This window comes from Streptosporangium sp. NPDC050148, from assembly GCF_055586505.1.
This window is the reverse complement of the sequence record NZ_JBVJIA010000001.1, coordinates 197402-222240: the sequence shown is the minus strand read 5'-3', so window position 1 is coordinate 222240 and position 24839 is coordinate 197402. Positions and strand designations below refer to the sequence as shown.

The 24839-nt window shown below is 70.1% G+C and carries 28 protein-coding genes and 1 tRNA gene; 11 read left to right on the top strand and 18 right to left on the bottom strand.

Translation table 11 applies throughout. The features are described 5' to 3' along the window. Positions 1–221: 221 nt before the first annotated feature. The 7 genes from ACZ6RT_RS00970 to ACZ6RT_RS00940 form a co-directional block, all read right to left on the bottom strand. Entirely contained in the window at positions 222–1439 is a 1218-nt protein-coding gene (locus ACZ6RT_RS00970; protein ID WP_470151667.1) for an RNA polymerase sigma factor, read from the bottom strand. A gap of 34 nt (positions 1440–1473) precedes the next feature. Beyond that, the gene (locus tag ACZ6RT_RS00965) at positions 1474–1815 is read right to left on the bottom strand and encodes a YciI family protein (protein ID WP_399186973.1); all 342 of its coding nucleotides are present in this window, start codon (positions 1813–1815) and stop codon (positions 1474–1476) included. Continuing rightward, positions 1812–2315 carry an SRPBCC family protein gene (locus ACZ6RT_RS00960; protein WP_399186974.1) on the bottom strand — a complete coding sequence of 168 codons (504 nt, stop codon included), beginning with the start codon at positions 2313–2315 and terminating at the stop codon, positions 1812–1814. The genes ACZ6RT_RS00965 and ACZ6RT_RS00960 overlap by 4 nt, the downstream gene beginning before the upstream one ends. A 123-nt stretch (positions 2316–2438) precedes the next feature. Next, the gene (locus ACZ6RT_RS00955) at positions 2439–3332 is read right to left on the bottom strand and encodes a sulfotransferase domain-containing protein (RefSeq protein WP_470151664.1); all 894 of its coding nucleotides are present in this window, start codon (positions 3330–3332) and stop codon (positions 2439–2441) included. A gap of 326 nt (positions 3333–3658) precedes the next feature. After that, positions 3659–4090 carry a hypothetical protein gene (locus tag ACZ6RT_RS00950; protein ID WP_399186976.1) on the bottom strand — a complete coding sequence of 144 codons (432 nt, stop codon included), beginning with the start codon at positions 4088–4090 and terminating at the stop codon, positions 3659–3661. Positions 4091–4173: 83 nt separating this feature from the next. Then, positions 4174–4689 (bottom strand): GyrI-like domain-containing protein, encoded by a 516-nt coding sequence (locus ACZ6RT_RS00945; RefSeq protein ID WP_470151662.1) that lies wholly within the window; start codon positions 4687–4689, stop codon positions 4174–4176. Between the two features lie 523 nt (positions 4690–5212). Beyond that, on the bottom strand, positions 5213–5584 hold the full coding sequence (locus ACZ6RT_RS00940) for a DUF5997 family protein (RefSeq protein WP_470151660.1): 372 nt from the start codon (positions 5582–5584) through the stop codon (positions 5213–5215). Between the two features lie 55 nt (positions 5585–5639). On the opposite strand from ACZ6RT_RS00940, the gene ACZ6RT_RS00935 reads away from it, so the two are divergent. Continuing rightward, a complete protein-coding gene (locus tag ACZ6RT_RS00935; protein WP_470151658.1) occupies positions 5640–6377 on the top strand; it encodes a LysR family substrate-binding domain-containing protein in 738 nt (245 codons plus the stop codon). Between the two features lie 185 nt (positions 6378–6562). Here ACZ6RT_RS00935 and ACZ6RT_RS00930 read toward each other — a convergent pair whose 3' ends face one another. From ACZ6RT_RS00930 to ACZ6RT_RS00920, 3 genes are all read right to left on the bottom strand, one after another. Next, a complete protein-coding gene (locus ACZ6RT_RS00930; RefSeq protein ID WP_470151656.1) occupies positions 6563–6901 on the bottom strand; it encodes a helix-turn-helix domain-containing protein in 339 nt (112 codons plus the stop codon). A 216-nt stretch (positions 6902–7117) separates the two neighbouring features. Further along, positions 7118–7366, bottom strand: a complete 249-nt coding sequence (locus ACZ6RT_RS00925; protein ID WP_470151654.1) for a hypothetical protein — start codon at positions 7364–7366, stop codon at positions 7118–7120. Between the two features lie 734 nt (positions 7367–8100). Further along, complete coding sequence (locus ACZ6RT_RS00920) at positions 8101–8412, bottom strand: XRE family transcriptional regulator (RefSeq protein ID WP_470151652.1); 312 nt, start codon at positions 8410–8412, stop codon at positions 8101–8103. 245 nt (positions 8413–8657) lie between these two features. Here ACZ6RT_RS00920 and ACZ6RT_RS00915 point away from each other — a divergent pair, with 245 nt between their 5' ends. From ACZ6RT_RS00915 to ACZ6RT_RS00895, 5 genes are all read left to right on the top strand, one after another. Continuing rightward, positions 8658–8939 carry a type II toxin-antitoxin system Phd/YefM family antitoxin gene (locus tag ACZ6RT_RS00915; RefSeq protein ID WP_470151650.1) on the top strand — a complete coding sequence of 94 codons (282 nt, stop codon included), beginning with the start codon at positions 8658–8660 and terminating at the stop codon, positions 8937–8939. Next, positions 8932–9336 (top strand): type II toxin-antitoxin system VapC family toxin, encoded by a 405-nt coding sequence (locus ACZ6RT_RS00910; RefSeq protein ID WP_470151648.1) that lies wholly within the window; start codon positions 8932–8934, stop codon positions 9334–9336. The genes ACZ6RT_RS00915 and ACZ6RT_RS00910 overlap by 8 nt, the downstream gene beginning before the upstream one ends. Before the next feature lie 420 nt (positions 9337–9756). Next, positions 9757–10149 (top strand): hypothetical protein, encoded by a 393-nt coding sequence (locus tag ACZ6RT_RS00905; RefSeq protein ID WP_470151646.1) that lies wholly within the window; start codon positions 9757–9759, stop codon positions 10147–10149. Continuing rightward, positions 10146–10481, top strand: coding sequence for a hypothetical protein (locus ACZ6RT_RS00900; protein WP_470151644.1), 336 nt, complete (start codon positions 10146–10148; stop codon positions 10479–10481). Before ACZ6RT_RS00905 ends, ACZ6RT_RS00900 begins: the two co-directional genes overlap by 4 nt. Before the next feature lie 18 nt (positions 10482–10499). Next, positions 10500–10673 (top strand): hypothetical protein, encoded by a 174-nt coding sequence (locus ACZ6RT_RS00895; protein WP_470151642.1) that lies wholly within the window; start codon positions 10500–10502, stop codon positions 10671–10673. A 187-nt stretch (positions 10674–10860) separates the two neighbouring features. Here the strand turns inward: ACZ6RT_RS00895 and ACZ6RT_RS00890 are convergent. The 6 genes from ACZ6RT_RS00890 to ACZ6RT_RS00865 all read right to left on the bottom strand — a co-directional run bounded on the left by ACZ6RT_RS00890 (position 10861) and on the right by ACZ6RT_RS00865 (position 14002). Then, positions 10861–10935, bottom strand: a tRNA-Val gene (locus ACZ6RT_RS00890). 30 nt (positions 10936–10965) lie between these two features. After that, complete coding sequence (locus ACZ6RT_RS00885) at positions 10966–11964, bottom strand: ROK family protein (protein WP_399186986.1); 999 nt, start codon at positions 11962–11964, stop codon at positions 10966–10968. Positions 11965–12124: 160 nt separating this feature from the next. Continuing rightward, positions 12125–12436, bottom strand: coding sequence for a hypothetical protein (locus ACZ6RT_RS00880; RefSeq protein WP_470151641.1), 312 nt, complete (start codon positions 12434–12436; stop codon positions 12125–12127). 57 nt (positions 12437–12493) lie between these two features. Continuing rightward, the gene (locus ACZ6RT_RS00875) at positions 12494–12952 is read right to left on the bottom strand and encodes a peroxiredoxin (RefSeq protein WP_399186988.1); all 459 of its coding nucleotides are present in this window, start codon (positions 12950–12952) and stop codon (positions 12494–12496) included. 90 nt (positions 12953–13042) lie between these two features. Continuing rightward, positions 13043–13471, bottom strand: coding sequence for a DUF3052 domain-containing protein (locus ACZ6RT_RS00870; protein WP_344896091.1), 429 nt, complete (start codon positions 13469–13471; stop codon positions 13043–13045). Positions 13472–13594: 123 nt separating this feature from the next. Beyond that, positions 13595–14002, bottom strand: a complete 408-nt coding sequence (locus ACZ6RT_RS00865; protein ID WP_344896094.1) for a secondary thiamine-phosphate synthase enzyme YjbQ — start codon at positions 14000–14002, stop codon at positions 13595–13597. A 557-nt stretch (positions 14003–14559) separates the two neighbouring features. On the opposite strand from ACZ6RT_RS00865, the gene aceE reads away from it, so the two are divergent. Continuing rightward, positions 14560–17313, top strand: coding sequence for a pyruvate dehydrogenase (acetyl-transferring), homodimeric type (gene aceE / locus ACZ6RT_RS00860; RefSeq protein WP_399186989.1), 2754 nt, complete (start codon positions 14560–14562; stop codon positions 17311–17313). A 93-nt stretch (positions 17314–17406) separates the two neighbouring features. Beyond that, the gene (locus ACZ6RT_RS00855; protein WP_399186990.1) at positions 17407–18984 is read left to right on the top strand and encodes an alpha/beta hydrolase; all 1578 of its coding nucleotides are present in this window, start codon (positions 17407–17409) and stop codon (positions 18982–18984) included. A 174-nt stretch (positions 18985–19158) separates the two neighbouring features. On the opposite strand, the gene ACZ6RT_RS00850 is transcribed toward ACZ6RT_RS00855, so the two are convergent. After that, positions 19159–21039, bottom strand: a complete 1881-nt coding sequence (locus tag ACZ6RT_RS00850; protein WP_399186991.1) for a serine/threonine-protein kinase — start codon at positions 21037–21039, stop codon at positions 19159–19161. Positions 21040–21114: 75 nt separating this feature from the next. Next, positions 21115–22395, bottom strand: coding sequence for an amidohydrolase family protein (locus tag ACZ6RT_RS00845; RefSeq protein ID WP_399187167.1), 1281 nt, complete (start codon positions 22393–22395; stop codon positions 21115–21117). A gap of 82 nt (positions 22396–22477) precedes the next feature. Between ACZ6RT_RS00845 and ACZ6RT_RS00840 the strand changes: the two genes are divergently transcribed. The 3 genes from ACZ6RT_RS00840 to ACZ6RT_RS00830 all read left to right on the top strand — a co-directional run bounded on the left by ACZ6RT_RS00840 (position 22478) and on the right by ACZ6RT_RS00830 (position 24825). Next, positions 22478–23011 (top strand): MarR family winged helix-turn-helix transcriptional regulator, encoded by a 534-nt coding sequence (locus ACZ6RT_RS00840; protein ID WP_399186992.1) that lies wholly within the window; start codon positions 22478–22480, stop codon positions 23009–23011. A 285-nt stretch (positions 23012–23296) separates the two neighbouring features. Further along, complete coding sequence (locus tag ACZ6RT_RS00835) at positions 23297–23644, top strand: hypothetical protein (protein WP_399186993.1); 348 nt, start codon at positions 23297–23299, stop codon at positions 23642–23644. A gap of 20 nt (positions 23645–23664) precedes the next feature. Beyond that, complete coding sequence (locus ACZ6RT_RS00830; protein WP_344896112.1) at positions 23665–24825, top strand: glutathionylspermidine synthase family protein; 1161 nt, start codon at positions 23665–23667, stop codon at positions 24823–24825. Positions 24826–24839 lie beyond the last annotated feature (14 nt).

Sequence of the window (24839 nt, the reverse complement as noted above, 5' to 3'; positions counted from 1 at the left end):
CGCCGGGCGGCCGTACGACGTCCACGACGACGCGGACCTGCGGGACGGTCACGGACCCGGCCGCGGACCGGATCGCGAACCCGGCTGCGGACCCGGTCGCGGAGCCGGTCGCGGAGCCGGTCGCGGAGCCGGTCGCGGAGCCGGTCGCGGAACGGATCGTGAACCCGGCCGTGAACCCCGTCACGGACGCGGTCGCGGACGGCGCGGGCCCGGATACACCGTCAGTGCGCCCGCAGCCGGTCCCGCAGGAAGCGGCGCTCGGCGTCGGTCGGCGCGAGGTCGAGCGCCGCCCGGTAGGCGTCGGCCGCCTCCCCCGTACGGCCGAGGCGTCGCAGCAGGTCGGCGCGGGTGGCGTGCAGCAGGTGGTAGCCGTCGAGCCGCCCGCTCCCGGCGATCTCCTCGACCAGCGCCAGCGCCACCTCCGGACCGTCGGCCATGCCGATCGCCACGGCGCGGTTCAGATCCACGACCGGGCTCGGCGCGATGCGCGCCAGGTGCGTGTACAGCCCGACGATCTGCGGCCAGTCCGTCCGGTCGGCGACCTCCGCGGTGGCGTGGCACGCCGCGATGGCCGCCTGGAGCTGGAACGGCCCGGCCCGGCGCCGGCGCAGCGCCCGTTCGCAGATCGCGGCGCCCTCCGCGATCCGTTCCCGATCCCACAGCGAGCGGTCCTGCTCGGCCAGGGTGACCACGTCGCCGGACGCGTCCGTGCGCGCCGCCCGCCGGGCGTCGTGCAGCAGCATCAGCGCGAGCATGCCCTGCGCCTCGGGCTCGTCGGGCATCAGCTCCGTCACCACCCGTGCCAGCCGGATGGCCTCACGGCACAGCCGGGCCTTGCCCGGGTCCCCGTACCCTTCGTTGAACAGCAGGTAGAGCACGTGCAGCACGGCGGGAAGGCGGTCGGGCAGCAGGTGCGCGGGCGGCACCCGGAACGGGATGCCCGCGTGCGCGACCTTCTGTTTCGCCCGGAAGAGGCGCTGGCCCATGGTGCGTTCCGGCACCAGGAACGCCCGCGCGATCTCGGCGGTGCTCATGCCGGCCAGGCTCCGCAGGGTCAGCGCCACCTGGGCGTCGAGGCCCAGCGACGGATGGCAGCAGGTGAACATGAGCTCCAGGCGCTCGTCGGGGATCTCGCCGTCGCTCGGGTAGGGCGGTGGTTCCAGGTCCAACGCGGCCGCCTTCCGCAGCTTCGCCGTCTCGGTCGACGCGCGGCGCATCCGGTCGATGGCGCGGTTGCGCGCCGTGGTGGTCAGCCACGCCAGGGGTTGGTCCGGTACGCCTGATTCCGGCCACCGCCGGAGTGCCTGCGCGAACGCGTCCTGCGCGCACTCCTCGGCCAGGTCCCAGTCACCGCCGGTGAACCGGATCATGGTGGCCACGATCCGGCTCCAGCCGTCGGCGTAGATCCCGGCGATCCGGTCCTTCAGCGGATCCGTCACCCGTGCCGCCCGTCGTGATCGCCTCGCCGGTCCCCTAGTCCTCGTCGTCGGGCCAGAACGGGCGCAGCTCGATCATCCCGTTCCACGCCATCGGGTGCCTGGACGCGACGTCGATGGCCTCGTCGAGGTCGGCGCATTCCAGGACGTCGAACCCGGCGATCTGGTCCTTGGTCTCCGCGTACGGGCCGTCGGTCAGCAGCACCTCGCGGTCGCGGACGCGGACCGTGGTCGCGTCGCCGGTCGGCCGGACGCGGTTGCCCATCAGCCGGACCCCCTTGCCGTCCATCTCCGCGACCCAGTCCCGCACGTCCGGGACGTCGTCGTCCTGGCCGGGCGTGTACGTCGGGTCGGTGCACACCAGCATCAGGTACTTCATCGGGTCGCTCCTGTCGCGGAATCGGCGGTGGTCATCGCGGCGATCGTGGTGATCATGTTCTGGCACAGGGTGACCAGGCGGTCGCCGAGCACCCGCGGATCGGTCCCGGCCCTCCGGCGGGGATCGCTGGCGCCGGGGCCGTGGGTGAACGAGTGATGGACCACGGTGCTCCCCGGCTCGTCCCCCTCACGCAGCTCGTAGCGCCACGTCGAGCTGATCCGGCCGGTGTCGTCGAGAACGGCCCACGCGAAGACGCCCGGCCGCTCCGCCTCGACGACCACGCAGGTCACCATGCTCTCATGCCCTCCGGGAAACCGGTTGCGGCCGATGAACCGGGCCCCCGCGACCGGTCCCCGGGCGCCGTCGCACCAGCCTCCGCCGATGACCTCCGGGCTCCACTCCGCGGTCCTGTCCACCGCGGTGACCGTGTCCCACATCCGCTCGCGCGGTATGGGGACGGGCAGGGTGACCGCCACCTGCGTACCGGTGACCGTGTCCATGGGTGCTCTCCTCTCCTTGACGTCCTCAGTCGTCCTCGTCGTCCTCGTCACCTGCATGACGAACGGGAAGGGCGCTCCACTACGGGCCGCTCCGGGATTTCTCCGGACGACCGGCCGGGGAGGTCAGGAGCGGTGCAGCCACTCCAGGAGATCCGGCGGGGCCAGCCGGGCCGCCCGCTCGTGGTAGCGGCGCAGCTCGTCGCCGGTGAGCGTCTCGCGGCCCGCCCCGGACGTACCGCGTCGGAAGAAGGCGGTGGTGTCCTTGAGGATCCCGACGGGATCGGGGGCGAGCTCGGCGGCACGGGACCGCATGCTGGCGAAGGTCGCGGCCCTCACCAGCGCCGGCCAGTCCTCCGGTGGCACCTCGATGCCCAGTGACCGGGCGAGCCCGCGCATCTGACCGTCCAGATCACCCAGCAGATCGTCGTAGTGCACCAGGAGGACGTTCGGCTGCCGGACCCGGCGTGCCCAGGCGTCCGACAGATGCCACATCACCCCCGGCAGGGAGTCCATCTCCTCCATGGGCGAGACGTCCTGCTCCACCCAGCTCAGCAGCCATTCGCGCAACGGCGGCCTCGGCCGTGGCGGCGCGGACGGCTCCGGCCCGTTCGTGAGCACGCGGATGCGTTCGCGGTCGAGGTTGTCGCTCTGGTGGTAGAGGGACACGGCCATGTCGAGCGGGTGGCGGGCCACGACGATGTAGGTGGCCCGCTCGTCGATCGGGATCCCGTCGAGCGGTGTGTGCGTCTTGATGAACCTGCGGTGCCGCTGAGCCTCCAGCCGCGCGTACACCTCGTCCTTCGGGACGACCAGGTGGTCCAGCCACGGCGACGTCTCCGACAGCGGCCGGGGCGGCTCAGGGGTCCGGAAGACCAGGAGCGCGCAGATCATCTGCATCCACGTCGTACCGCTCTTCGAACGCGTGCTGATCACGATGTCGCCCCGCCGGAACGGGAACCCGTCCCACCGGGCACTGTCCTCCTCGGGGGAGATGTACCGCACGGGCCTGTCCACCACTCGTCTTCTCCTTCCGGGCATCCGGCTCACCGCGCACGGCTGCCGGCCTCACCACGCACGACTCACGGCCTTACCGCGCACGGCCTCACGACTCACGACTCAGGGACCGGACGTCCGGGAGCGACGCGGGTCTTCACAGGGATCGGGAACTCTTCACAGGGATCGGGAGCGCCGACGATACCGCGACCCGCCACGGGCGCCGTCACCGGCATCTACGACGAGGCCTGGTCGCTGGAGATCGAAGCCGTCGCGGCGGCCTGAGGTCTTCTCATCCGGCGTGCCCCCTGCGGACGCGGACGCGGACGCGGTCGCGATCCCGGGCCGCGTCACGAGGGAAGCCAGGACGGCCACCAGGGCGGGTCACAGTCACCCGTGATCCCTTCGGCGGCGACGTCGTGGACGATCGTCGCCACCGGCCCGGCGATGGAGACGAGGACCGCGAAAGCCGTCATCACCGCCTTCCACCATCCGTGGTCCGCGAACCGTACCCGGTGGGCGATCAGGACGATCGGGAACGAGGCGAGCAGCGACACCCCGGTGACGATGGGGAACACGATGAGCCTGCCCGCCATCCAGGTGAAGCCGAAGAAATCCTCTCCCGTACCGGACTCGTCGAGGCAGTATCCGTGGGCCCTGGAGACCAGAAGGGCGTCGACGAAGGTTCCCAGCACCGCACACGCCGGCGCGACGGCCACCGAGACCCCGCACCCCATGGCCCAGAGCGCATCGCTCTCCCCTGACGCGCTTCGCTCGGCCACGGCGCAATCAAAACAGACGCCTATGACCGTTGAGCGCAGACGATGTGAGGATACGATGCAGATCCTCCTGACCGCCTCTCACCTCATGGGGCACCCGCCGTGGAGGGCTCGTCGGCCAGGCGGATGGCCAGCTCGATGCGCCAGCGGGTCTTCATCCGCTCGGACCGGGGGTCGGTGAGATAGGCCTCGTACCGGCAGCCGAACCGGTCGCCCGCCGGGTCCTCCACGCAGTCGAACGTCAGGCCCTGCTCCCGTACCCACTCGATCAGGGCGCGGTTCGCCCGGCGGCCGTGGTTGACGTAGGTCAGCGTCGCGTACCGGCCCGCCGGCAGCAGGCCGGGGGTGACCCGGCCGTCGCCCTCGACCGGCTTGTCGGTGACGACGCCGACCTCGACGTCCATCGAGCCGGCCATGTCGACCACGTGCAGACGGAAGAAGGTGGGTCCGAAACCGACGCCCCGATCGTCGAGCCGTTCGTACAGCTCCCCCATGAGCTCGTCCCGGACGGCGAACATGCCGCGGAACGGCGTGACCACCCGGATGCCGGCACAGTGCCGATCCGGCCTGACGCTGACCGAGGGACCCTCGACGATCTCCACCCGTACCTCCACGCGACCTCGACCGCTCCCCGATGCTCACGGGCGGCATCACTATGCCCCATCGGACGGTGCCGAGTCGATGTTCCGGACGGGCCCGAACGGGCCTCCTCGCCTCCTCGGTGAGGGGGATCGCTCGCTTTCGACGTCACGGCCACTCCGGTCAGAGGGCGAGCACGGAATCTCCCGCTCACCGCGAATTTCGCCCACGCCATCCGACAAACGGGATATGCCGTGAATTCCGGATTCCACTCATGGTTCGAGAGTGAAAAGGGGATCCGTTCAGAATCGTCCCCAATTCCCGGTCCCGCCCGTACGACCCACCGTTTCCAGGGCGGTCGCCGTCCGGCTCGGCGCTCCCCGCGGGTTCCCACGACTCCCCCGCCCTGGTCCTCGGCCGGGAGTGCTCATCATCGATCTTCGGAAGGGGAGACGTCCGCACGCTCCGTCGACCCGGCGAGGCGGAGGCGGTGGCGACGCGACCTGAAGACGCGTCCGGGGCCGGGGACGTGCGGAACCTCAGCCGTCAGCCCTGCTTGGGGCGGAGTGCCTCTTTGCGGATCTCGGCCTGCAGGGACCGCTCGCGCTCCAGCCACGCCGGGTTCTCCGCCTTCAGCGCCTCGATCTCGGCGGTGGTGAGCGGCCCGGTGATCCCGCCCCTGAGCAGGCCCGCGATGGAGATCCTGAGCTTCGCGGCGATGACCTGCTTGGTGTGCGGGCCGTTGCGGCGCAGGTCGGCGAGCCAGGCGGGAGGCGACGACTGCAGCTCGTTCAGCTCGTCCCGGGAGATGACGCTCGCCTGGAACTCGGCGGGAGTGGCCGAGAGGGGGACACCCAGCTTCTTGGCCGCGGTCGCGGGCTTCATCGTCTGGACGCTCTTCGGCTTGGGCGAGGTCATGGCGTCAAGAATAGTCAGCCGGAACGGGTTCCCCTGACATCGGTACCCTGAGGAAGTGACCGATGGAGAGACCGGCAGGACGTTCCGACTGGCCTACGTGCCCGGGGTGACACCCGCGAAATGGGTCGGCGTCTGGAACGAGCGAACGCCCGGCGTGCCGATCACCCTGATCGCGGTTCCCGCCGCCGAGGCGGTGGAACTCCTGCGGAACGGCGGCGCCGACGCCGGATTCGTCAGGCCGCCCGCCGACCGGGACGGGCTCAGCGTGATCCCCCTCTACGTGGAGACCACGGTGGTCATGGTGCCCAAGGACCACGCGGTGACCGCCGCCGACGAGGTGTTCGTCGCCGACCTCGTCGACGACGAGGTGTTCCATCCCCTGGACGACGTCATCGAATGGGCGACCAGGCCCGGGCTGCCCGCGTTCACCCGTCCGGCCACGACGGCGGAGGCGGTCGAGCTGGTGGCGACCGGCACCGGGCTTCTCCTGGTCCCGCTGTCGCTGGCACGCCTCCACCACCGCAGGGATCTCACGTACCGGCCGGTGCCGGACGCGCCGCAGTCCCAGGTCGCGTTGGCCTGGCCCGCGGACGCGACCACCGACCTGGTGGAGGATTTCATCGGCATCGTCCGCGGCCGGACGGTGAACAGCTCGCGAGGCCGTACCCCCGCCACCCCCGCCGCTCCCGTGAAGAAACCGGCACAGCGGCAGGCCCAGAAACCCGCACAGAAGGGCTCCGCTCGCCGGGCCGTGCCGACCGACCGCAAGAAGAAGGGCAACCGGCCCCGGTGACTGGCGGACCGGTGCGCCGACGTGGGACCGCGCTCGCCCGGAAAGCGGCGCACGCGGGGGTGGCCATGGCCTTCGCCCCTGAGCTCGAGCTCTGACCCGCTGCTGATCACGCCACAGGTCCGGCGAAGCGCTCCGGCCCGGGTCCGCCACCGCCTGCCTGACCACCGTCCGTTTTCAGGAAATGATCACCCCTTACGCCGACCACGAGGCGTTTCGAGCACCATGGCCGAATCACCGAAGTCGGCCACGATCTTGAGCTGACCTCCGAGCGCCGTTACGTGAACAGCCAGAGTGGCAACTTCGCCGATCACTCCGCTCTCGATCTGCGAGATGCGAGCCTGTGACACGCCCATCGCCTGAGCGACATCCTCCTGGCGTAGACCGAGCTTGCGTCTGGCTTCGGCGAGTTGGTAAGCACGCCGGCGAGCTACGAGCCCATCGCGGAACTGGGCGACCTCTTGCTCATCGCCGGGCCGGACAAGCTCAGCACGTAGTTCCTCCCATGTCACCGCCTGATCGCTCATTGCTCCCTCTCTCTGAGGTATCGGGCAAAACGCACCTGTGCTGCTTTGATCGCCACGTCATACCAACCACTCCTGGTCGCCGGACTTGTCTCCGGCGACCAGGAGGACAACGCCAGGGGTCGAGAACGAAGAGCAGCCGCACCTCGCTGCGCCCGCTGGATCCGGGTCTCAGCTCCTTGAGGTTGCGGATGGCCGACCCTTGTAGATGGTGATGGTTCAAGGCATAAGGTCGCTGTCGGTGACCTGACGTCGACCGACGTCCAACTTGTAGCGGGATACCTGGTGCAGGCGGACACGGAGGGTGGCGCAGCGGGTAAGAACCAGGTCACGGTTCTTGGCGTCCTTCAACCATGCCGGAAGCCGGCTGGCCAGGCTTCCGTTGCGGTTAGGTTCCCGCTCACGGATGAATGCGCGGACATATCGCTCCAGAAAATCCAGATGCTCGGCGTCATAGGCCCACAGCACGTGATTTCTGCATGGCGTCTGCAGCCACAGCTCGAGTCCGGCATAGCACGCCTCGTCTGACCGATTCGCGGGCCACCAGCGCAGGGGGAGGCTGGTCACTGTCCGGCAGCCGGTACATCTCACCAGCATCGGCGATGGTGGTGGCCCACTCGAGCGTGAGCTGCGGCGGTGGATGTCACGACCGCAGCTGCCACACCGCCCGCTGGCATAAATCGTGATTCGGCCCGGCCAACCGGCCCCGGGCGCCTCCTTGGCGTATCCACAGGACAGACAGCTCACACGACCGCCACTCATCACAGCGCAGTCCGCACAGCGCGGGCAGCGCACCAAGACCCGGGTCGCACGCAGGTACTGTCGGGGGTCGCCGCGATCGGAGAACCGGTGGGGGCTGCGCTCGTTCATGTCACATACGGTGTCATGACACGTCGCGACAAACGACTCAGTTTGTCTGAGCTTGGTCTTCGCGTTTGCCGTGTTAGGCGGCGATGCGGATGTACAACCACGACCAGGGCTTCGGCAGCCATCATCCTCTACGGCTGGAGGACTGGGCGGGGGCCTGACCTGGGCCGACATCAGCCCTGAGCTGGGCGTACGGTCCGTGGCCGTCCATGGTTGTACAGCCCCGTCCGGAATCGTCGTCACCCAGATAGTGACCCAGCACTCGTGCTCTCTACGCGTTCTGCCATCAGGGATGATCTTGATGTCCCACAGAACACCAACAGCGAGTGAGATTCCTACACACCGGGTGACCATCGTCCATCGATCAGGCCGCGTGGCTCGAACCAGACCGAACCCAGATCGTGACCAGAGGCAAGACGAACATCGGCGTTCAGCGCCGCGGCCAGATGCCGCAGCAAGGCGACCGCCGACGCGGTCCCACCTTCCTCGATGCACTCGATCTCATCCTCGGTCATGCCCGCACGCGCGGCCAACTCCGCCACGGTCAGTCCAAGCGCGCCACACCGGTCGCACAAAGCCCTACCGAAGGCCGACGCCTCTCGAATCATGATCCGTTCGGGATCCTCGACCGAGGCTTCAGGCCGCACCCAGCGAGTGTGACGACCAGCCATCACGCCTGCCTCTTATAGATCTCGGCCACCGGCCCATGGTGGTCGCGTTCACAAATTTTCTACGCCCGGACCGCCCTGTCGATCTGCCGCTGATCATGCTGCTTTGTCTTACGGAAAACCGTGAGCAACACGATCGTCCCGTGAGCGATCCTGGATCCACCGACGAAGGCGTCACTCCCTTCATGTAGCACCCTGAGACACAGGGGGCTACATTGTTATATATGAAGACGATTACTCAGCGTGAGTTTCGCAACAACTCCGCAGCCGTCATGGACGCGGTGGAGGCGGGCGAGATCTATCACATCACTCGCAACGGCACCGAGGTCGCCGAGCTGCGACCGTTGCCCCGGCGGCGGCGCCTGACCGCGGAAGAGCTGGTTGCCCGCCACCGCCGGCTACCCCCCGTGAACCACCACCTCATGCGCCAGGAGGCCGACGAGTTCTTCGGCACGGAAGATCGCGTCGGCGGTGACGACGATCCCTGGGAGCGTGACCATGCTTAGTCGCGACGAGTCGGGAGTGCTCGACACCTGCACGTACATCGATCTGGGTCTGATCGATCCAGCACGGTTGCCGACCGTTCCCGAGATCACCGCGATCACTCTCGCCGAGCTTCACCAAGGCGTCGCCATGGCCAAAGATGCCGGAACCAGAGCCGCGCGCATGGAAAAGCTGGGAGCGGCCGTCGCCGATTTCGACCCGCTGCCCTTCGACGGTGACGCCGCCGCTCGCTACGGAACCCTGGTAGCCCTCACCATCGCCGCCGATCGCGATCCCCGGCCTCGCCGGATGGATCTGATGATCGCAGCAGTGGCCTCCGCCCGAGGCCTACCGCTCTACACGCGAAACGAAGCCGACTTCAAGGGGCTGGAAAGCCTTTTGACCACGGTACCCGTCTGACAGGTCCGCACAGGGGGTCACGTCCAGCGGACGCGTTCGGCACAGCGGGAACTCCGAGCGGGGGCGCGACCAGGGCCGATACCGGTCCTGGCCTGGGCGTACGGCCCACGACCTTCCACCGTTGTCCGCCCCCGTCCGGGGTCGTTGTCACCCAGTTGGTCACTCACGTATGTCGTCTTCCTCAGCGAGGTCACTCTCGACCTCAAAGGAAGCAAAGAACGGAAGTTGCCGCTCGGCCGACCGCGTCGACAGACTCGGCTCCGGAACCAGGTGAGACTCCGTCTCTGACAGCCGACCTGCTGGGTGATGTACTTCCCCGCGCCTCGCTCTCACAGGTGCGAGTTTAGGCTGGCATACCTCCACGAGCAGGGCTGATCCAACCGATCACCCTGCGTCGGGCATTGGGCTACCGTGATGTCCATGAAGCGCGTCCGACAGTATCAAGCCGCCTCCATCTCGGTGCTTGCAGACTGGCTGGCCGATCATCCCAACGAGGAGACACGCTGGCGCCTGGTCGCCGAATTCCTGGAGGAGTACCGGCACGAGCCATCTGTGGTCCGGCTCGACCTGTTGTCCCTGGAGCCCTCCAGCGTGGGTGATGTTCACTGGGACGTCTTCCTTGCCGCGCTCGCCGAGTATCTCGCCGCGAAAGACGGCCATGCCGGCCCCTCCTGGGTCGAATCACGGCGACTCCACCAGTTCTGGTTTCCGTTCAACACTCCGGCAGCCCGCGTCGACGCGTTCGTCCACGCACCGGCTTCCTTCCGCCGTCGTGGAGTCTTCATCCACCCTCAGGAGCTAGAGGTCGCATGAACGACGTCCCTCTCCTCGATCGGGCTGCGATCGAGGACGCGTTCCGGCGACTCGGTGATCGCCTCGCCCGCCGAGGGGTCATTGCCGATCTCTACATCTTCGGTGGGGCGGCTATGGCATTGGCCTACGACGCCCGCCGGTCCACCCGTGACATCGACGCCGTCTTCGAACCGCACGGGATTGTCCTTGACGAGGCACGCGCGGTCGCATCAGAACTCGGGCTGCCGTCGTGGTGGCTCAATGAGCAGGCCAGTGCTTACGTTGCTCCGGGTGGAGACAGTTCGGCCCGGCGCGTCTTCGATCATCCTGGGCTACGTGTATCCGCAGCATAACCGGAACATCTATTCGCGATGAAGGTCCTGGCTGCCCGCCGAAGGGATATCAGCGACATCCAGGCTCTTGCCGAGCGCCTCGCCCTTGGCTCGACCGACGAGATCCTCGCCCTGTGTGCGGAGGTCTTCCCCGACGAACCCGTCCCTGATCGGGCTCGTCTCATGCTGGAAGACCTGTTCGACGAAGGCTGAACACGCTGGGTTTGATCCAAATTGACGGGCATCTGGGATCAAGGGTTCGTCTCGAAATGATGTCCGGAAACCGTCTGCTACCAGCAGGACCACCCGATGCTCACGCATGGCGCGGAGGCGATGGACGGAATCTTCCGAAGTAGTCACTCACGCCCCGTTCCGAAGATCGGATACGGGGCGTTTTGGCTGGTGGGCACTACTGGGTTCGAACCAGTGACATCTCGCTTGTAAGGCGAGCGCTCTACCGCTGAGCTAAGCGCCCCGGGGATCCCGCCGGATAGACGGGACAACCTTACGCCACCGGAGGGGATTCCGGCACATCGACCGACCACGTATCGCCCGCATCGGTGACACCGGCGGCGTACCAGCCGAGGAGGGCGGCGCCGAGCATGCCCGCGGACATCCCGAGGGCGGCCCGGCGCAGCGGCGGGGCTTCCCGGAAGGCGAGACGGGCACCGAGCCGTTCGGCCAGGGGGACGGTCAGGAGCGGGCCCGCCTCGGCGAGGCCGCCGCCGAGGACGATGGCCGAGGGGTCCAGCAGCAGCGTGTAGGTGGCCAGGGCCAGTGAGAGGGCCTCGACCGCGTCGCCCCAGATCTCGGTGGCGAGCGGGTCCCCCGCCGCGGTCAGGGCCGCGACCCTCTCTGCGGTGACGGGACCCTGGCCCGCGGCCGTGACGCTCCCCGGTAGGGGCGGGTAGACGGGTGAGGTGCCCAGCCGGGCGGAGTAGCGGCGGGCCACGGCCGAGGCGGAGGCGTAGGTCTCCAGGCAGCCGATCTGGCCGCACGCGCACCGCTCCCCCTCCGGCAGGACCGGGATGTGGCCGATCTCTCCGGCCCAGCCCGCGCTTCCGGCGTACGGCTCGCCGCGCAGGATCGTGGTGCCCGCGATGCCGGTGCCGATCGGCAGGAACAGGAAGTCCGACAGCTCCCGGCCGGCGCCCAGGACGCTCTCGGCCAGGCCGCCGGTGCGCACGTCGTGGCCGAGCCGCACGGGGACGTCCAGCGGGACGAGGTCGGTGGCGGGGACGTCGCGCCAGCCGATGTTGGCGGAGTAGACGGCCGTCTCGGCGGTGACCAGGCCGGGAACCGCGAGTCCCACCCCGGCGGGGGGGCCGTCGCCGGAGGCGGCGAGGTCGGAGATGAAGGAGCGGATCTCCGCGATGACGGCGTCCGGGCCCCGGTCGCGCGGGGTGGCCCGGCGTCCGGTACGGACGATCTCTCCGGAGCGGGTGACGAGGCCGCCCTTCATCGACGTCCCACCGACGTCCAGGGCAACGACGAAGGAGCTCATGCACCCATCCAGCGGGTCGAAGGGGCGGGATCGAGCCCGACCCTAGCGCACCCTCGACGAGCCGCCACGGGCCGGATGTCCTTTTCCCTGTTCCACCGGGACCGTCGCCCACAGGGCGAGATGGCCCCGGTCCGGCCGGTCGGCGACAGGCCGCGACCGCTCAGGGGACGCGGCGCAGGACCCGGGCCAGGGCGGCCTCGACCTCGTCGGCCAGGCCCGGGGCGCAGGAGGCGACCGGCCGGCCGCCGCCGCGGGCGAGCCGTACCGCGCCGCAGGAGCGGCACTCGACCTCGCCGAGGCGGCAGATCAGCGCGGCCGAGCCGCACGAGGAGCACGTGTCGAGGTGAACGTCGTGGGTGCGCCGGCAGTCCGGGCAGATGAGCACCTGTGTCTCGTCGCGTACCCCGCGCGTCCATGGGCTGGCGCCGCGTACGGGGTCGGTCTGCCTGGCCCCGCAGGAGAAGCAGGGCATGATCGCCTCCGAGAGGTCGGACCGGCGGCGCCTCGCGGGCGGCCACCGGATCACCGCTTAGGGAAGTTCGGCGAGCACCTTGAGGTACTCGGTGACGTCGCGAGCCTGCGGGATCGGGTTCACGACACGCCAGCGGACCACGCCCTCGCCGTCGATGACGAAGGTCCCGCGCTTCGCGAAGCCGTTCTCCTCGTCGAAGACACCGTATGCCCGGGCGGCCTGTCCATGTGGCCAGAAATCGGAGAGAAGCCGGAAGGTGTAGCCCTGCCGGTCCGCCCAGGCGCGCTGGGCGAAGATCGAGTCGACCGAGACGGTGGCCACCGTGACGTCGCCGGGCAGGGCGGGCAGGAACTCGTCCCTGAGGGCGTCGAGCTCGCTGCCGCAGACGCCGCTGAACGCGAGGGGGTAGAAGATCAGCACGATCCTTCCGCCCCGGTGGGCGGAGAGCCTGAACGGGGTGCCGTGCTGGTCGCGCAGCTCGAGGTCCGGAGCCTGGGCGCCCACCTCGATCACCATGGCGGGTCCTCTCTCGGACGTCGGCGGGATGACGGCACGCGTCATCATCCTGCCGTACGGCTCGCGCGAGCCGTACGGCAGGGCGGACCCTTAGCGGCGCGCCTTGGGCGTCGCCAGACGCGTCCCCGACCAATCGGGGGCGGCACTGATGCTGCTGGTCTGCGAGAGACCCGCAGTGGTGGCGTCTTCCCCGATGTCGCTCGGCTCCACGTGCCCGTCCCGGCCGGCCTTGGGAGTGAGCAGCCAGATCTGGCCTCCGTCGGTGAGGTTGGTCACCACGCTGCTCAGGGCGTCGAAAAGATCACCGTCACCGTCGCGCCACCAGAGCAGCACGACGTCGACGACGTCCTCGAAGTCTTCGTCGACCAGCTCGTTGCCGGTCAGCTCCTCGATGGAGTCGCGCAGATCGTCGTCGGCGTCCTCATCCCATCCGACCTCCTGCACCACCTGACCCGGCTTGAGGCCGAGCCGTTCGGCCAGGCCGCGTTCGCCTTGCGCCTGACCCGCGGTCGCGCTCACGTTTGTCCCTCCTGCTTGGATGGCCCCGCATTCACACGGTGCTCAGAGTGCTTCGGCACAGTCCACACGCTGTGACCCTCAGTCGTCAACGGTCGCCACGGCAACGACTGGGCTACGTATGAATCAGTCCGACAAAAATGACAAACGGACCTGGCGTTCCGGGTTGTCGACGTTGAGGTCCACCACCGCGATGGACTGCCAGGTTCCCAGCGCGAGCCGTCCCGACAGCACGGGGACGGTGGCGTACGGCGGAATGAGGGCCGGCATGACATGCGACCGTCCATGCCCCCTGGATCCGTGCGCATGCCTGTATCTGTCGTCGGCCGGGAGCAGGACCCCCAGGGCCGCGAGCAGATCGTCGTCGCTGCCGGAGCCCAGCTCCAGCACGGCGACGCCGGCGGTCGCGTGGGGCACGAAGACGTTCAGCAGCCCGTCGCCCCCACATGACCGGACGAAGCTCTCGCACTCGGAGGTGATGTCGTGCACCCGTTCCCGGGAACCCGTTACCACCTCGATCGTCTGAGATCTCACATACCGATCCTACGATCCATCCTGAGCTGCGGTGACGGCCGAGGTCCGCCACGGCCGCGCCGGGCCGCCCCGTCCGGCGCGTGCCTGCCCGGACGGATCGCCCCACACGGGGACGTACCACCCCGCTCCCGCCCACTGCCCACCCCGGAAAGCGGCCCGGGCGGGCATCACGGACGTAGGTCGTTCGTTACATATATAAGGAAGGAACGAGACCGTGGACCGGCCCCGGCGAAGGCCGCCGGAGGGTCACGGGAGGCGGGAGGGCAGGTGGCCCGCGGCGCCGTACGGGCCGCCGGGACCGTCCCGCCGGGCCCGGCGCGGGAAGATCGGGCGGTGCCGGACGGATTCCCGGGAGATGAACCTGTAAAAAAGGGGGAACCACCATGTAACCTTTGGTGGCAATTCGTCCTACCATCGGTGGTCTAGGCCACTTTCCTACCTCTGCCAGCAGTGATCTCCTGGTTACCGGGAAGTAGAGATGCACTTTCCGGGGTAAGCGACCAGGATGGAAGACGACCCACACCAGACAAAAGTCCATCCTCGGAAGGCGAGACCCAGTGGCTTCCGGACGCCAGCGTTTCTCGATCATCAGTGACGGCCTACCCAGCCAGCTTCCTGATGTCGATCCCAGTGAGACCCAGGAGTGGCTCGAGTCGCTCGACAACGTCATCAAGACGGAAGGCCGCACTCGCGCCCGTTATCTGATGCTCCGGCTGCTGGAACGGGCCCGTGAGCACCAGGTCGGCGTGCCCGGCCTGCGCAGCACCGACTACATCAACACCATCCCGCCGGAGCGCGAGCCCTGGTTCCCCGGGGACGAGTACGTCGAGCGCCGGATCCGCGCCTACACGCGCTGGAACGCGGCCGTCATGGTGACCCGGGCCAACGCCCGCACCAACGTGGGCGGCCACATCGCCACCTACGCCTCGGCGGCCTCGCTCTACGAGGTGGGCTTCAACCACTTCTTCCGCGGCAAGGACCACGGCGAGTCCGGGGACCAGGTCTTCTTCCAGGGGCACGCGGCGCCGGGCATCTACGCCCGCGCCTTCCTGGAGGGCCGGCTCAACGAGGGTCAGCTCGACGCCTTCCGCCAGGAGCTCTCGCACGGGTTCAAGGGCCTGCCCTCCTACCCGCACCCGCGCCTGATGCCCGACTTCTGGGAGTTCCCCACGGTCTCCATGGGCCTCGGCCCGATCGGGGCGATCTACCAGGCCCGGTTCAACCGCTACCTGCTGAACCGGAAGATCAAGGACACCAGCCGCAGCCACGTCTGGTGCTACCTCGGCGACGGCGAGATGGACGAGCCCGAGTCGCTCGGCGCGATCGGCGTGGCCGCCCGCGAGGAGCTCGACAACCTCACCTTCGTGATCAACTGCAACCTGCAGCGCCTGGACGGGCCGGTGCGGGGCAACGGGAAGATCATCCAGGAGCTGGAGTCGTACTTCCGGGGCGCCGGCTGGAACGTCATCAAGGTCGTCTGGGGCCGCGACTGGGACCCGCTGCTGGCGGCCGACGTCGACGGCGTGCTGGTCAACAAGATGAACACGGTCCCCGACGGGCAGTTCCAGACCTACTCCGTCGAGGACGGCGCGTACATCCGGGAGAACTTCTTCGGCGACGACCCGCGCCTGCGCAAGATGGTCGAGCACCTGTCCGACGAGGAGATCCGCAAGCTCTCGCGCGGTGGTCACGACTACCGCAAGGTGTACGCGGCCTACAAGGCGGCCCGTGAGCACGTCGGCCAGCCGACGGTCATCCTCGCCCAGACCATCAAGGGCTGGACGCTGGGCAAGGACTTCGAGGCGCGCAACGCGACGCACCAGATGAAGAAGATGTCCAAGGCCGACCTGAAGGAGTTCCGCGACCGGCTCTACCTGCCGATCCCCGACTCCGCGCTCGAGGCCGACCTGCCGCCCTACTTCCACCCGGGCGAGAACGACCCCGAGATCCAGTACATGAAGGAGCGCCGCGCCGCGCTGGGCGGCTTCCTGCCCAAGCGGGTGGTACGCGCCAAGCCGGTCACGCTGCCCGGCGACTCCGCGTACGCGCAGCTGAAGAAGGGCTCGGGCAAGCAGAACGTCGCCACCACGATGGCGTTCGTCCGCCTGCTCAAGGACCTCATGCGGGACAAGGAGATCGGCCACCGGTTCGTGCCGATCATCCCGGACGAGGCGCGCACCTTCGGCCTCGACGCGATCTTCCCGACGGCGAAGATCTACTCGCCGCACGGGCAGACCTACGACGCGGTCGACCGCGAGCTGCTGCTGTCGTACAAGGAGTCGACCGAGGGTCAGATCCTGCACGAGGGCATCAGCGAGGCCGGGTCGATGGCCTCGGCGATCGCGGTGGGCTCGTCGTACGCCACGCACGGCGAGCAGATGATCCCGATCTACATCTTCTACTCGATGTTCGGCTGGCAGCGCACCGGCGACCAGATGTGGCAGCTGGCCGACCAGATGGGCCGGGGCTTCCTGCTCGGTGCCACGGCCGGCCGTACCACGCTGAACGGGGAGGGCCTGCAGCACGAGGACGGCCACACCCCGCTGATCGCCTCGACGAACCCGGCGGCGGTCTCCTACGACCCCTCCTGGGGCTTCGAGGTGGCCCACATCGTCAAGGACGGCCTGCGGAGGATGTACGGCGAGGAGCCGGAGAACGTCTTCTACTACATGACCGTCTACAACGAGCCCTACCCGCAGCCCGCCGAGCCCGAGGGCCTGGACGTGCAGGGGCTGCTCAAGGGGCTCTACCGGTTCGCCGCGGCCCCGTCCGTGTCCGGTTCGGCGCCCAAGGCCAACATCCTGGCCTCCGGCGTGGCCGGGCCGTGGGCCATGGAGGCCCAGCGGATGCTGGCCGAGGACTGGGGCGTGGCGGCCGAGGTGTGGTCGGCCACCTCCTGGACGGAGCTGCGCCGCGACGCGCTCGCCGCCGAGGAGCACAACCTGCTCAACCCCGACGCCGAGAAGCGGGTGCCGTACGTCACCCAGGCTCTCTCGGCGGCCCAGGGGCCGTTCGTGGGCGTCAGCGACTACATGCGGGCGGTCCAGGACCAGATCGCCCAGTGGGTGCCCGGTGACTGGAGCTCGCTCGGCACCGACGGGTTCGGCCTGTCCGACACCCGGTCGGCGCTGCGCCGCCACTTCCACGTGGACGCCGCGTCGATCACGCTGGCCGTGCTCACCCAGCTCGTCGGGCGCGGCGAGCTCGACCCGGAGGTGCTGGGCGACGCCATCGCCATGTACCACCTGAAGAACGGCGTGACCGAGGCCGGGGGCGCCGAGAGCAACGACACCCAGTCCATGGGAGTGTGATCCTGTCCGGGCGGGTTCTCCTTTTCCAGGGGGGCCCGTCCGGTTAGGGTGGAATCGCTTCCCCCGGCAGACGACTCCAGGGGAGCTGTTCCAATGGCAAGAATCCTCAGGGCGGCCGTGACGATCGCCGTCCTGTCCACCGCGCTCGCCGCCTGCAGCGGTGAGGGGGGCGGGAACCGCGCGGCCCCGGCCGGTTCGGGACCGGCCGTCGGCCCGGCCTCGTCCAGCCCCTCGGCGGCGCCCGCCACCCCCGTGCCCGCGGGCGCGATCACCTGGGGACCGTGCACCGACGTCAAGCGGCCCGGCGAGCAGATCCCGGCCAAGCCCGACCCCGGCCAGCAGTGCGGCAGGCTCAGGGTCCCGCTCGACTACGCCGCCCCGGCCGGTGAGGCCATCGACATCGCCGTCATCCGGATCAAGGCCCAGGGGCCGGGGGCACGGATCGGCTCGCTGGTGTTCAACTTCGGCGGCCCCGGCGCCTCGGGCGTCGACACCCTGGCCCAGGCCGCCAAGGCCTTCACCGACCTGAACAAGCGCTACGACCTGGTCAGCTTCGACCCGCGCGGGGTGGACCGCAGCTCCGGCGTCAGGTGCGGCGACAGGGCGGTGATGGACGAGTACACCTCGATGGACACGCTGCCCGCCACCGCCGCCGAGCGGGCCGAGATCCAGCGGGTCACCGGGAGGTTCACGGCGGCCTGCGGGCGGACCTCGGGCCGGCTGCTCCCGCACGTCGGGACCGTGAACGCCGCCGCCGACATGGACCGCCTCCGAGCGGCCCTGGGCGAGCAGAGACTGCACTACTTCGGCATCTCCTACGGGACGCAGCTCGGCGCGGTGTACGCGACCAGGTTCCCGCGCAACGTGGGCCGGTTCGTGCTGGACGCCCCGCTGGACCCGCGGGTGTCCATGGCCGAACGCTCCAGGGTCCAGACCCAGGGGTTCCAGCACGCCTACGAGTCCTTCCTCAAGGACTGCGTGAAGCGGGCCGGCGAGTGCGAGATCGGCGCCGACGTGACCGTCGCCGGCAAGAACGTCACCGCGCTGATGGACGAGCTGAACGACAGGCCCCTCAAGGTCGGCGGCCGGCAGCTGACGCAGGGGCTGGCGGGCGTCGGCATCGCCGCGGCGCTGTACTCGGAGCTGACCTGGCCGCTGCTGGACCAGGCGCTGGGCGAGGCGATCAAGGGCGACGGGCGGATCCTGCTGGCGATGGCCGACAGCTACAACGGCCGCCTGCCGGACGGGAACTACACCACCCTGATGAGCAGTTTCCCGGCGATCAGCTGCGTGGACACCGCCGAACGGCCGAACCCGGGCCAGCTGGCCGCGATCGAGGCCGAGACGATGAAGATCTCCCCGCTCTTCGGCGGCGCCGGCATGGGGCTGATCTGCTCGATGTGGCCGGTCCCCGGCAGTGACGCGGCCAGGCGGGTCGACGCCTCGGGCTCGGCGCCGATCCTGGTGATCGGCGGCACCGGCGACCCCGCCACCCCGTACGAGTGGGCGCCCAAGCTCACGGCCGAGCTGCGCACCGGCGTGCTGGTGACCTACAAGGGCGAGGGGCACGGCGCCTACCTGTCGGGCGACTCGTGCGTCAAGAAGGTGACCGAGGACTACCTGATCGGCGGGAAGGTCCCGGCGAAGGGCGTCACCTGCGTCGGTTCGTGAGCCCCGGCCGTCCCCCGCGGGGCGGCGAGCGGTGCCGCGGGGGACGTGCCCTCGCGCGCGTCCCGGCCGCGGGACCGGAGAGCTCCGGGATCCGCGCACGTCCCGGCCGCGGAACCGGTGAGGCCGTGAAGGTCCGCGCACGTCCCGATCGCGGGGCCGCAGGGTTCCCGGTGCCTAGCAGGTCTCCAGGCGGGGCCGCGCGGTCTCGAAGCGGAACCCGACCCTGCCCAGGTGTTTCCTGAGCAGGCGCTCCATGCTCTCGTCCGCGTACATGGCGGTGATCACCTCGTTGATCCTGCGGCAGGCCACCGGGTCGCCGCGCCTCATCGCCACGCCGTACCGCTCGGTGGTGAGCCTGAGCCCGGCGATCTGGAGCCTGATGCCGTGGAGGCGGCTCCCGAACCCGGCGATCAGCAGGTCGTCCCCGGTCATGGCGTCGGCGCTGCCGTCGGCCACCTGGGACGCGCACTGCACGGGGTCGTCCGCCCGGACGTCGACGAAGGCGACGCCCCGTTCGCGGATCAACGATCCGGTGGTCTGGCCCCGCGTCAGGCAGATCCTCCTGCCCCGCAGCTCCCCCAGCCTGTCGATCTTCGAGCTGGCCCGGACCAGCACGTCGCGGTGGGCGATGTAGTACGGCCCGGCGAAGGCGACCCGCTCGCGGTCGGCGTTCTCGATCGAGAAGTTGGAGATCACGAGATCGACCCTGCCCTTCTCGATCGCGTCCTCCCTGGGCATGGAGCCCAGGCGCACCAGCCTCAGGCCGCCGGCCGGCACGCCCAGGCCCGTGGCCACGCGCTCGGCCACGTCGATCTCGAAGCCCCGGGGCGGGTCGCCCAGCGAGATCCCGGGCAGGCCGTCGCGGTAGCCCACCCGGAGCGTGCGGGTGGTCCTGATCCGGTCGAGCAGGCGCGAGGGGGCGGTGGTCCGGGTGGCCCGTACCGAGGTCTGCGGCGGGGGTGTCTGCGCCAGGGTCCGGGTGGGCACGGCCTCGGCGGTGAGCAGGCCGGACCGGGCGGCCAGGAAGGCGCCCGCCACCCCGAGGACCGCCAGGCCCCCGGCGACGGCGGTGATCGCGGTACGGCGTCGTCGTGTCCTCGCCGTGCCCGCCGTGCCCGCCGTGCCCGTCCGTTCCCCGGGTCCCGTCAGGTCGACGGTGGCGTTCTGCGCCCCCTCGGCCAGCTCCTCCTCCGACGCCTCCCCCTCGCCGGGCGGGTGGCCGAGCAGGCGCCGCAGCAGGGCGTCGGAGGTGGGCCGCAGGCGCTGCTCCTTGTTCAGGCAGGCCGCGACGATCTCGCGCAGCCCTTCGGGCACGCCGCTCAGGTCGGCCTCGTGGTTGATGACCCGGTTGAGGGTCGCCACGATCGTCTCGCTTCCGAAGGGTGCCTTGCCGGTGGCGGTGAAGACGATGGTCGAGCCCCAGGCGAACACGTCGGCGGGGAAGCCCACCCGCTCTCCGGCGATCTGCTCGGGCGCCATGTAGGCGGGGGTGCCGACCGCGCGGGTGGTGATCGTGCCGCTCTCGTCGATGATCTTCGCGATGCCGAAGTCGACGACCCTGGGGCCGTCACCGGCGAGCAGGACGTTGTCGGGCTTGAAGTCGCGGTGCGCGATGCCGGCGTGGTGGATCGCGGCCAGCGCGGTGGCGGTGCCGACGGCCAGCCGTTCGAGCGCCTCCCCCGACAGCGGCCCGTCGCGCTCGACGACCTCGCGCAGCGAGGGGCCCTCGATCAGCTCGCTGGCGATGTAGGGGGTCTCGCCGTCGAGGTCGGCGTCGAGCACCCTGGCGGTGCAGAAGGGCGCCACCCTGCGGGCCGCCGCCAGCTCCCGGGCGAAACGGGAGCGCGCGTGCTCCTGCCCGGTGAAGCGCACGTGCAGCAGCTTGACGGCGGCACGCTCACCCCCGTCGGACTCCCCCAGGTAGACGACCCCCTGCCCGCCCTCCCCCAGCCTGCCCTTGAGCGAGTACTCCCCCAGCCGCGGCGGATCCCCCGGCCGCAACGGTCTGATCTCCGGCACCGCGGACCCCTCGTTCAGCGCGCTTTGCCAGAACATTACACATCCGGCCGGTCGTCCCGGACCGGCGTCGGCGTGCGGGGGCGGGCGCCGGGGCCCGGCGGGAGCGGGGGATCAGCGCACGGCCGCCGTGGCGAGCCCGGCGGTGCGGGCGAGGTGGGCGGCGGAGCGGGAGACGAGATCCAGGGCTCCGGGCAGGCCGGGGTGCAGCAGGCGGCCGGCGCGCTTCACGACGCGGCCCGCGACGATCACGGTGTCCACGTCGCCGGGGCCCGCTGCGGTCACCACCGCGCCGATCGGGTCGTGGACCGGCGAGAGGCTCAGGGAGCCGGTCCGCAGGATCACCAGGTCGGCCTGCGCGCCCGGCCGCAGCGACCCGATCCGGTCCGCCATGCCGAGGGCCTCTGCGCCGCCGAGCGTGGCCATCCTCAGCATGTCGGCGGCGGACGGCGAGCCGCCGCGCAGGCGTTCGACGGCGAACGCGGCCCGCATCACGGTGAACATGTCGCCCGGCGCGTCGGTCACGGTGTCGACGCCCAGCCCGACCGGGACGCCGGCGTCGCGGAACCTGCCGGACTCCGGGTATCCGTGTCCCATCTGCGCCTCCACGACCGGGGTGACCGAGGCGGTGGCGCCGCTGCCGGCCAGGAGTCCCATCGCCTCGTCGGAGAAGCCGTTGCCGTGCACGACCATGACGTCGGGCCCGAGCAGGGCCTCGGCGTGCAGCCGCTCGACCGCGCCGGTCCCGGTCGCGTGCAGGCTGATCGGCAGGCCCAGCTCGCGGGCCAGCCGCCAGTCGGCCCGCGCGGCGCCGACGGAGCCGTAGACCGGTCCCCACGCGGCCAGGGCGGGGGTGATCAGGTCCGTTCCGGCGGTGAGCGCGGCGACCCGGCGTACCTCGTCCTCGCGGCGCGCGCCGTCGGCGGGCGCGGGGTGGGCGTAGCCGAACACGGCGCGGATCCCGGCCTCGCGCAGGGCGTCGAGGGCGGCGTCGGTGTGGGCCGGGGTGAGCTGGACGTGCGACCAGTCGTACAGCGTGGTGACGCCCGCGTCGAGCGCCTCCAGGGCGCCCCACAGGTTCGCCGCGTGGACGTCCTCGGGGCGGAACGCGGGGGCGAGCCTGCCCAGCACGAGGTCGAGATAGCCGCCGAGGGTGACGTCGGCCGCGACCGAGCGCAGCGCGCTCTGCCACACGTGCCGGTGGGTGTCGACGAAACCGGGCAGCAGGATCCCACCGGCCGCGTCGATCACCTCGGCGGCCCCGGCGGCCCCGGCCCCGGCGCCGAGGCCGCGCCCGACCGCGGCGATCACCCCCTCCTCCACCAGCACGTCGGCCCCCTCCAGGACGCGCGGCCGCGGATCGGTGTCGATCACGGTCGCGCCGGTGACGATCATTCGCACGACAATCTCTCCGTTCAGAAAGCAACCTAAAAAGCTTTTTGGAAAGCTATCAGCACGAGGAGGTACCCTCAACCCCATGGGCGCACGGGAGGCGGCGCGGCGTGACCGCGTCGACGAGATGATGGACGGCTGGCGGGCGGAGCTGCCCGAGGCCGCCACCGTGCAGCTGGAGATCGTCAAGCGCGCCGGCCGGCTGAAGTCCCTGGTCGAGGAGGTCACCCAGGCCGTGCTCGGCGGGTACGGCCTGACGTACGCCGAGTTCGACGTGCTGGCCACGCTGCGCCGGGCCGGGGCACCCTACCGGCTGAAGCCCAGCAGGCTCGCCTCGCGCTCCTCCCTCACCACCGGGGGGACGAGCAACATCCTGCAGCGGCTCACCGCGGCCGGGCTGGTCGAGCGCGAGCCCGACCCCGACGACGGCCGGAGCTCGTGGGTGCGGCTGACGTCCCAGGGGGTACGACGCGCCGAGGAGCTGGCCCTGGCCACCGGCGAGGCGCACGCCGACCTGCTGGCCGGGGTTCCGGACGAGACCGCGCGGGCCCTGGCCGACCTGCTGCGCGAGGTGCTCCTCGCCCTCGGGGACCGGCCCGGCCCCGCCCGCCGCGCCTGACCGGGCCGCCCGCCGCGCGGCACGCGGCCGGGACCGCACGACGCGCGGCCACCCGTGTCCCGTGCCGTCACGGAGGAGGGCCCGCACGACGCGCGACCGCCGTGCCGCGCGCCGTCACAGGGGATACGTACCATCAAAGATGGATAGCGCTGTTGAACAGACAAAACACCATCGGTAGCCTATGGCGACACATCTCATTGGAGCTCGATGTCCGGACCACCGAAACACCCCTTGGCGGCAGGAGGCAATCCTCCGCCCAGACCACCCGCCAAGTCCTCCAAGGGCATGGCCTCCAAGGTGGTCACCCTGACCGGGATCGGCGTCGTCTCACTGCTGCTGATCGGCTACTGCTCGGCGCAGAACGACTACGAGGAGGTCGGCGCCGAGTGCGTCGACATGAACAGCCGCCTGCCCGACGGCACGTACGCGGTCGTGGACGAGGACTACTGCGACGACGACCGCACCTACTACGGGTCGCGGGGCGCCTACGGCTGGTACTACGGCGGCGTCAGGAGCGGCGTGCGCATCCGGCAGGGCACCACCGTCCGCCCGGCGGACGTCAGGATCACCTCCCCCAAGGGCACCGTGATCCAGCGCGGCGGCTTCGGCGGCCGTAGCTCGGGCGGGAGCTGAGTCCGCGCGGTGAGCGGCAGATGAGACGCGAGACCTCGCTCCCCCGCGACGGCTGGGAGAGCATCATCGAGAGCCAGGGCCTGGCCTACCATCGCTCGGCCCACCCCGAGGGCCTGGACCGTCCCTACTGGGACGAGTCCGTCCAGTACGTCTTCTCCATGGACGAGGTCCTGGACCTGGAGAACCAGGTCGAGGAACTGCACCGGATGTGCCTGCACGCCGTGGAGCACGTCGTCGCCAAGGGCCGCTACGCCGACTTCGCGCTCCCGGAGTGGGTGGGGCCGGAGATCGCGGCCTCCTGGGAGCGCAACGACCCGCACCTGTTCGGCCGGTTCGACCTGCGCTACGACGGGACCGGCCCGGCCAAACTGCTGGAGTACAACGCCGACACCCCCACCAGCCTGCTGGAGAGCTCGGTCGTGCAGTGGTTCTGGCTGCGCGACCGCTACCCCGACGACGACCAGTGGAACTCCGTCCACGAGCGTCTCATCGCCCGGTGGCAGCAGATCGCGGCCGGCCTGCCCACCGGGCCCGCGCACTTCGCCTGGACCAACATGGACACCTCGGGCGAGGAGGCGATGACGCTGGCCTACCTCCAGGAGACCGCCGACCAGGCCGGGCTGGCCACCGTCGCGGTCGCCATGGAGGACATCGGCTGGGACGGCCTCAACCTGCGCTTCGTCGACATGGAGCGCAGGGTGATCCGCACCCTGTGCAAGCTGTACCCGTGGGAGTGGGCGATCGCCGACCCGTTCGGCATGCAGGCGGTGCGCCAGCAGGTCTCGATGACCTGGATCGAGCCGCTGTGGAAGATGCTTCTGTCGAACAAGGCGCTGCTCGCGGTGCTCTGGGAGCTGTACCCGGGGCACCCGAACCTGCTGCCCGCCTACCTCGACGGTCCCCGCGGCATGTCCTCGTACATCTCCAAGCCGTTGCTGGGCCGGGAGGGCGCGAACATGCGGATCGTCACCCCCGCCGAGCACCTGGAGACCCGGGGCGGCTACGGCGCCGAGGGTCACGTCCACCAGGAGTTCCAGGCGCTTCCCGTCTTCGACGGGTGGCGTCCGGTACTCGGCGCCTGGGTCGTCCATGATGAGGCCGCAGGTCTCGGCATCCGCGAGACCTCGGGATTCATCACCGACGACACGTCGTCATTCGTCCCGCACCGCATCGAGCTCTGAGTTCCGAAAAGAGA

Coding starts and splice junctions, on each gene's coding strand:
- ACZ6RT_RS00905 (WP_470151646.1), top strand. CDS start 9,757: ATGAAGCGCGTCCGACAGTATCAAGCCGCCTCCATCTCGGTGCTTGCA.
- ACZ6RT_RS00850 (WP_399186991.1), bottom strand. CDS start 21,039: ATGTTCTGGCAAAGCGCGCTGAACGAGGGGTCCGCGGTGCCGGAGATC.
- ACZ6RT_RS00910 (WP_470151648.1), top strand. CDS start 8,932: ATGCTTAGTCGCGACGAGTCGGGAGTGCTCGACACCTGCACGTACATC.
- ACZ6RT_RS00940 (WP_470151660.1), bottom strand. CDS start 5,584: ATGACCTCGCCCAAGCCGAAGAGCGTCCAGACGATGAAGCCCGCGACC.
- ACZ6RT_RS00960 (WP_399186974.1), bottom strand. CDS start 2,315: ATGGACACGGTCACCGGTACGCAGGTGGCGGTCACCCTGCCCGTCCCC.
- ACZ6RT_RS00875 (WP_399186988.1), bottom strand. CDS start 12,952: ATGGTGATCGAGGTGGGCGCCCAGGCTCCGGACCTCGAGCTGCGCGAC.
- ACZ6RT_RS00830 (WP_344896112.1), top strand. CDS start 23,665: ATGAGACGCGAGACCTCGCTCCCCCGCGACGGCTGGGAGAGCATCATC.
- ACZ6RT_RS00840 (WP_399186992.1), top strand. CDS start 22,478: ATGGGCGCACGGGAGGCGGCGCGGCGTGACCGCGTCGACGAGATGATG.
- ACZ6RT_RS00845 (WP_399187167.1), bottom strand. CDS start 22,395: ATGATCGTCACCGGCGCGACCGTGATCGACACCGATCCGCGGCCGCGC.
- ACZ6RT_RS00855 (WP_399186990.1), top strand. CDS start 17,407: ATGGCAAGAATCCTCAGGGCGGCCGTGACGATCGCCGTCCTGTCCACC.
- ACZ6RT_RS00965 (WP_399186973.1), bottom strand. CDS start 1,815: ATGAAGTACCTGATGCTGGTGTGCACCGACCCGACGTACACGCCCGGC.
- ACZ6RT_RS00900 (WP_470151644.1), top strand. CDS start 10,146: ATGAACGACGTCCCTCTCCTCGATCGGGCTGCGATCGAGGACGCGTTC.
- ACZ6RT_RS00880 (WP_470151641.1), bottom strand. CDS start 12,436: ATGCCCTGCTTCTCCTGCGGGGCCAGGCAGACCGACCCCGTACGCGGC.
- ACZ6RT_RS00930 (WP_470151656.1), bottom strand. CDS start 6,901: ATGAGCGATCAGGCGGTGACATGGGAGGAACTACGTGCTGAGCTTGTC.
- ACZ6RT_RS00915 (WP_470151650.1), top strand. CDS start 8,658: ATGAAGACGATTACTCAGCGTGAGTTTCGCAACAACTCCGCAGCCGTC.
- ACZ6RT_RS00835 (WP_399186993.1), top strand. CDS start 23,297: ATGGCCTCCAAGGTGGTCACCCTGACCGGGATCGGCGTCGTCTCACTG.
- ACZ6RT_RS00885 (WP_399186986.1), bottom strand. CDS start 11,964: ATGAGCTCCTTCGTCGTTGCCCTGGACGTCGGTGGGACGTCGATGAAG.
- ACZ6RT_RS00895 (WP_470151642.1), top strand. CDS start 10,500: ATGAAGGTCCTGGCTGCCCGCCGAAGGGATATCAGCGACATCCAGGCT.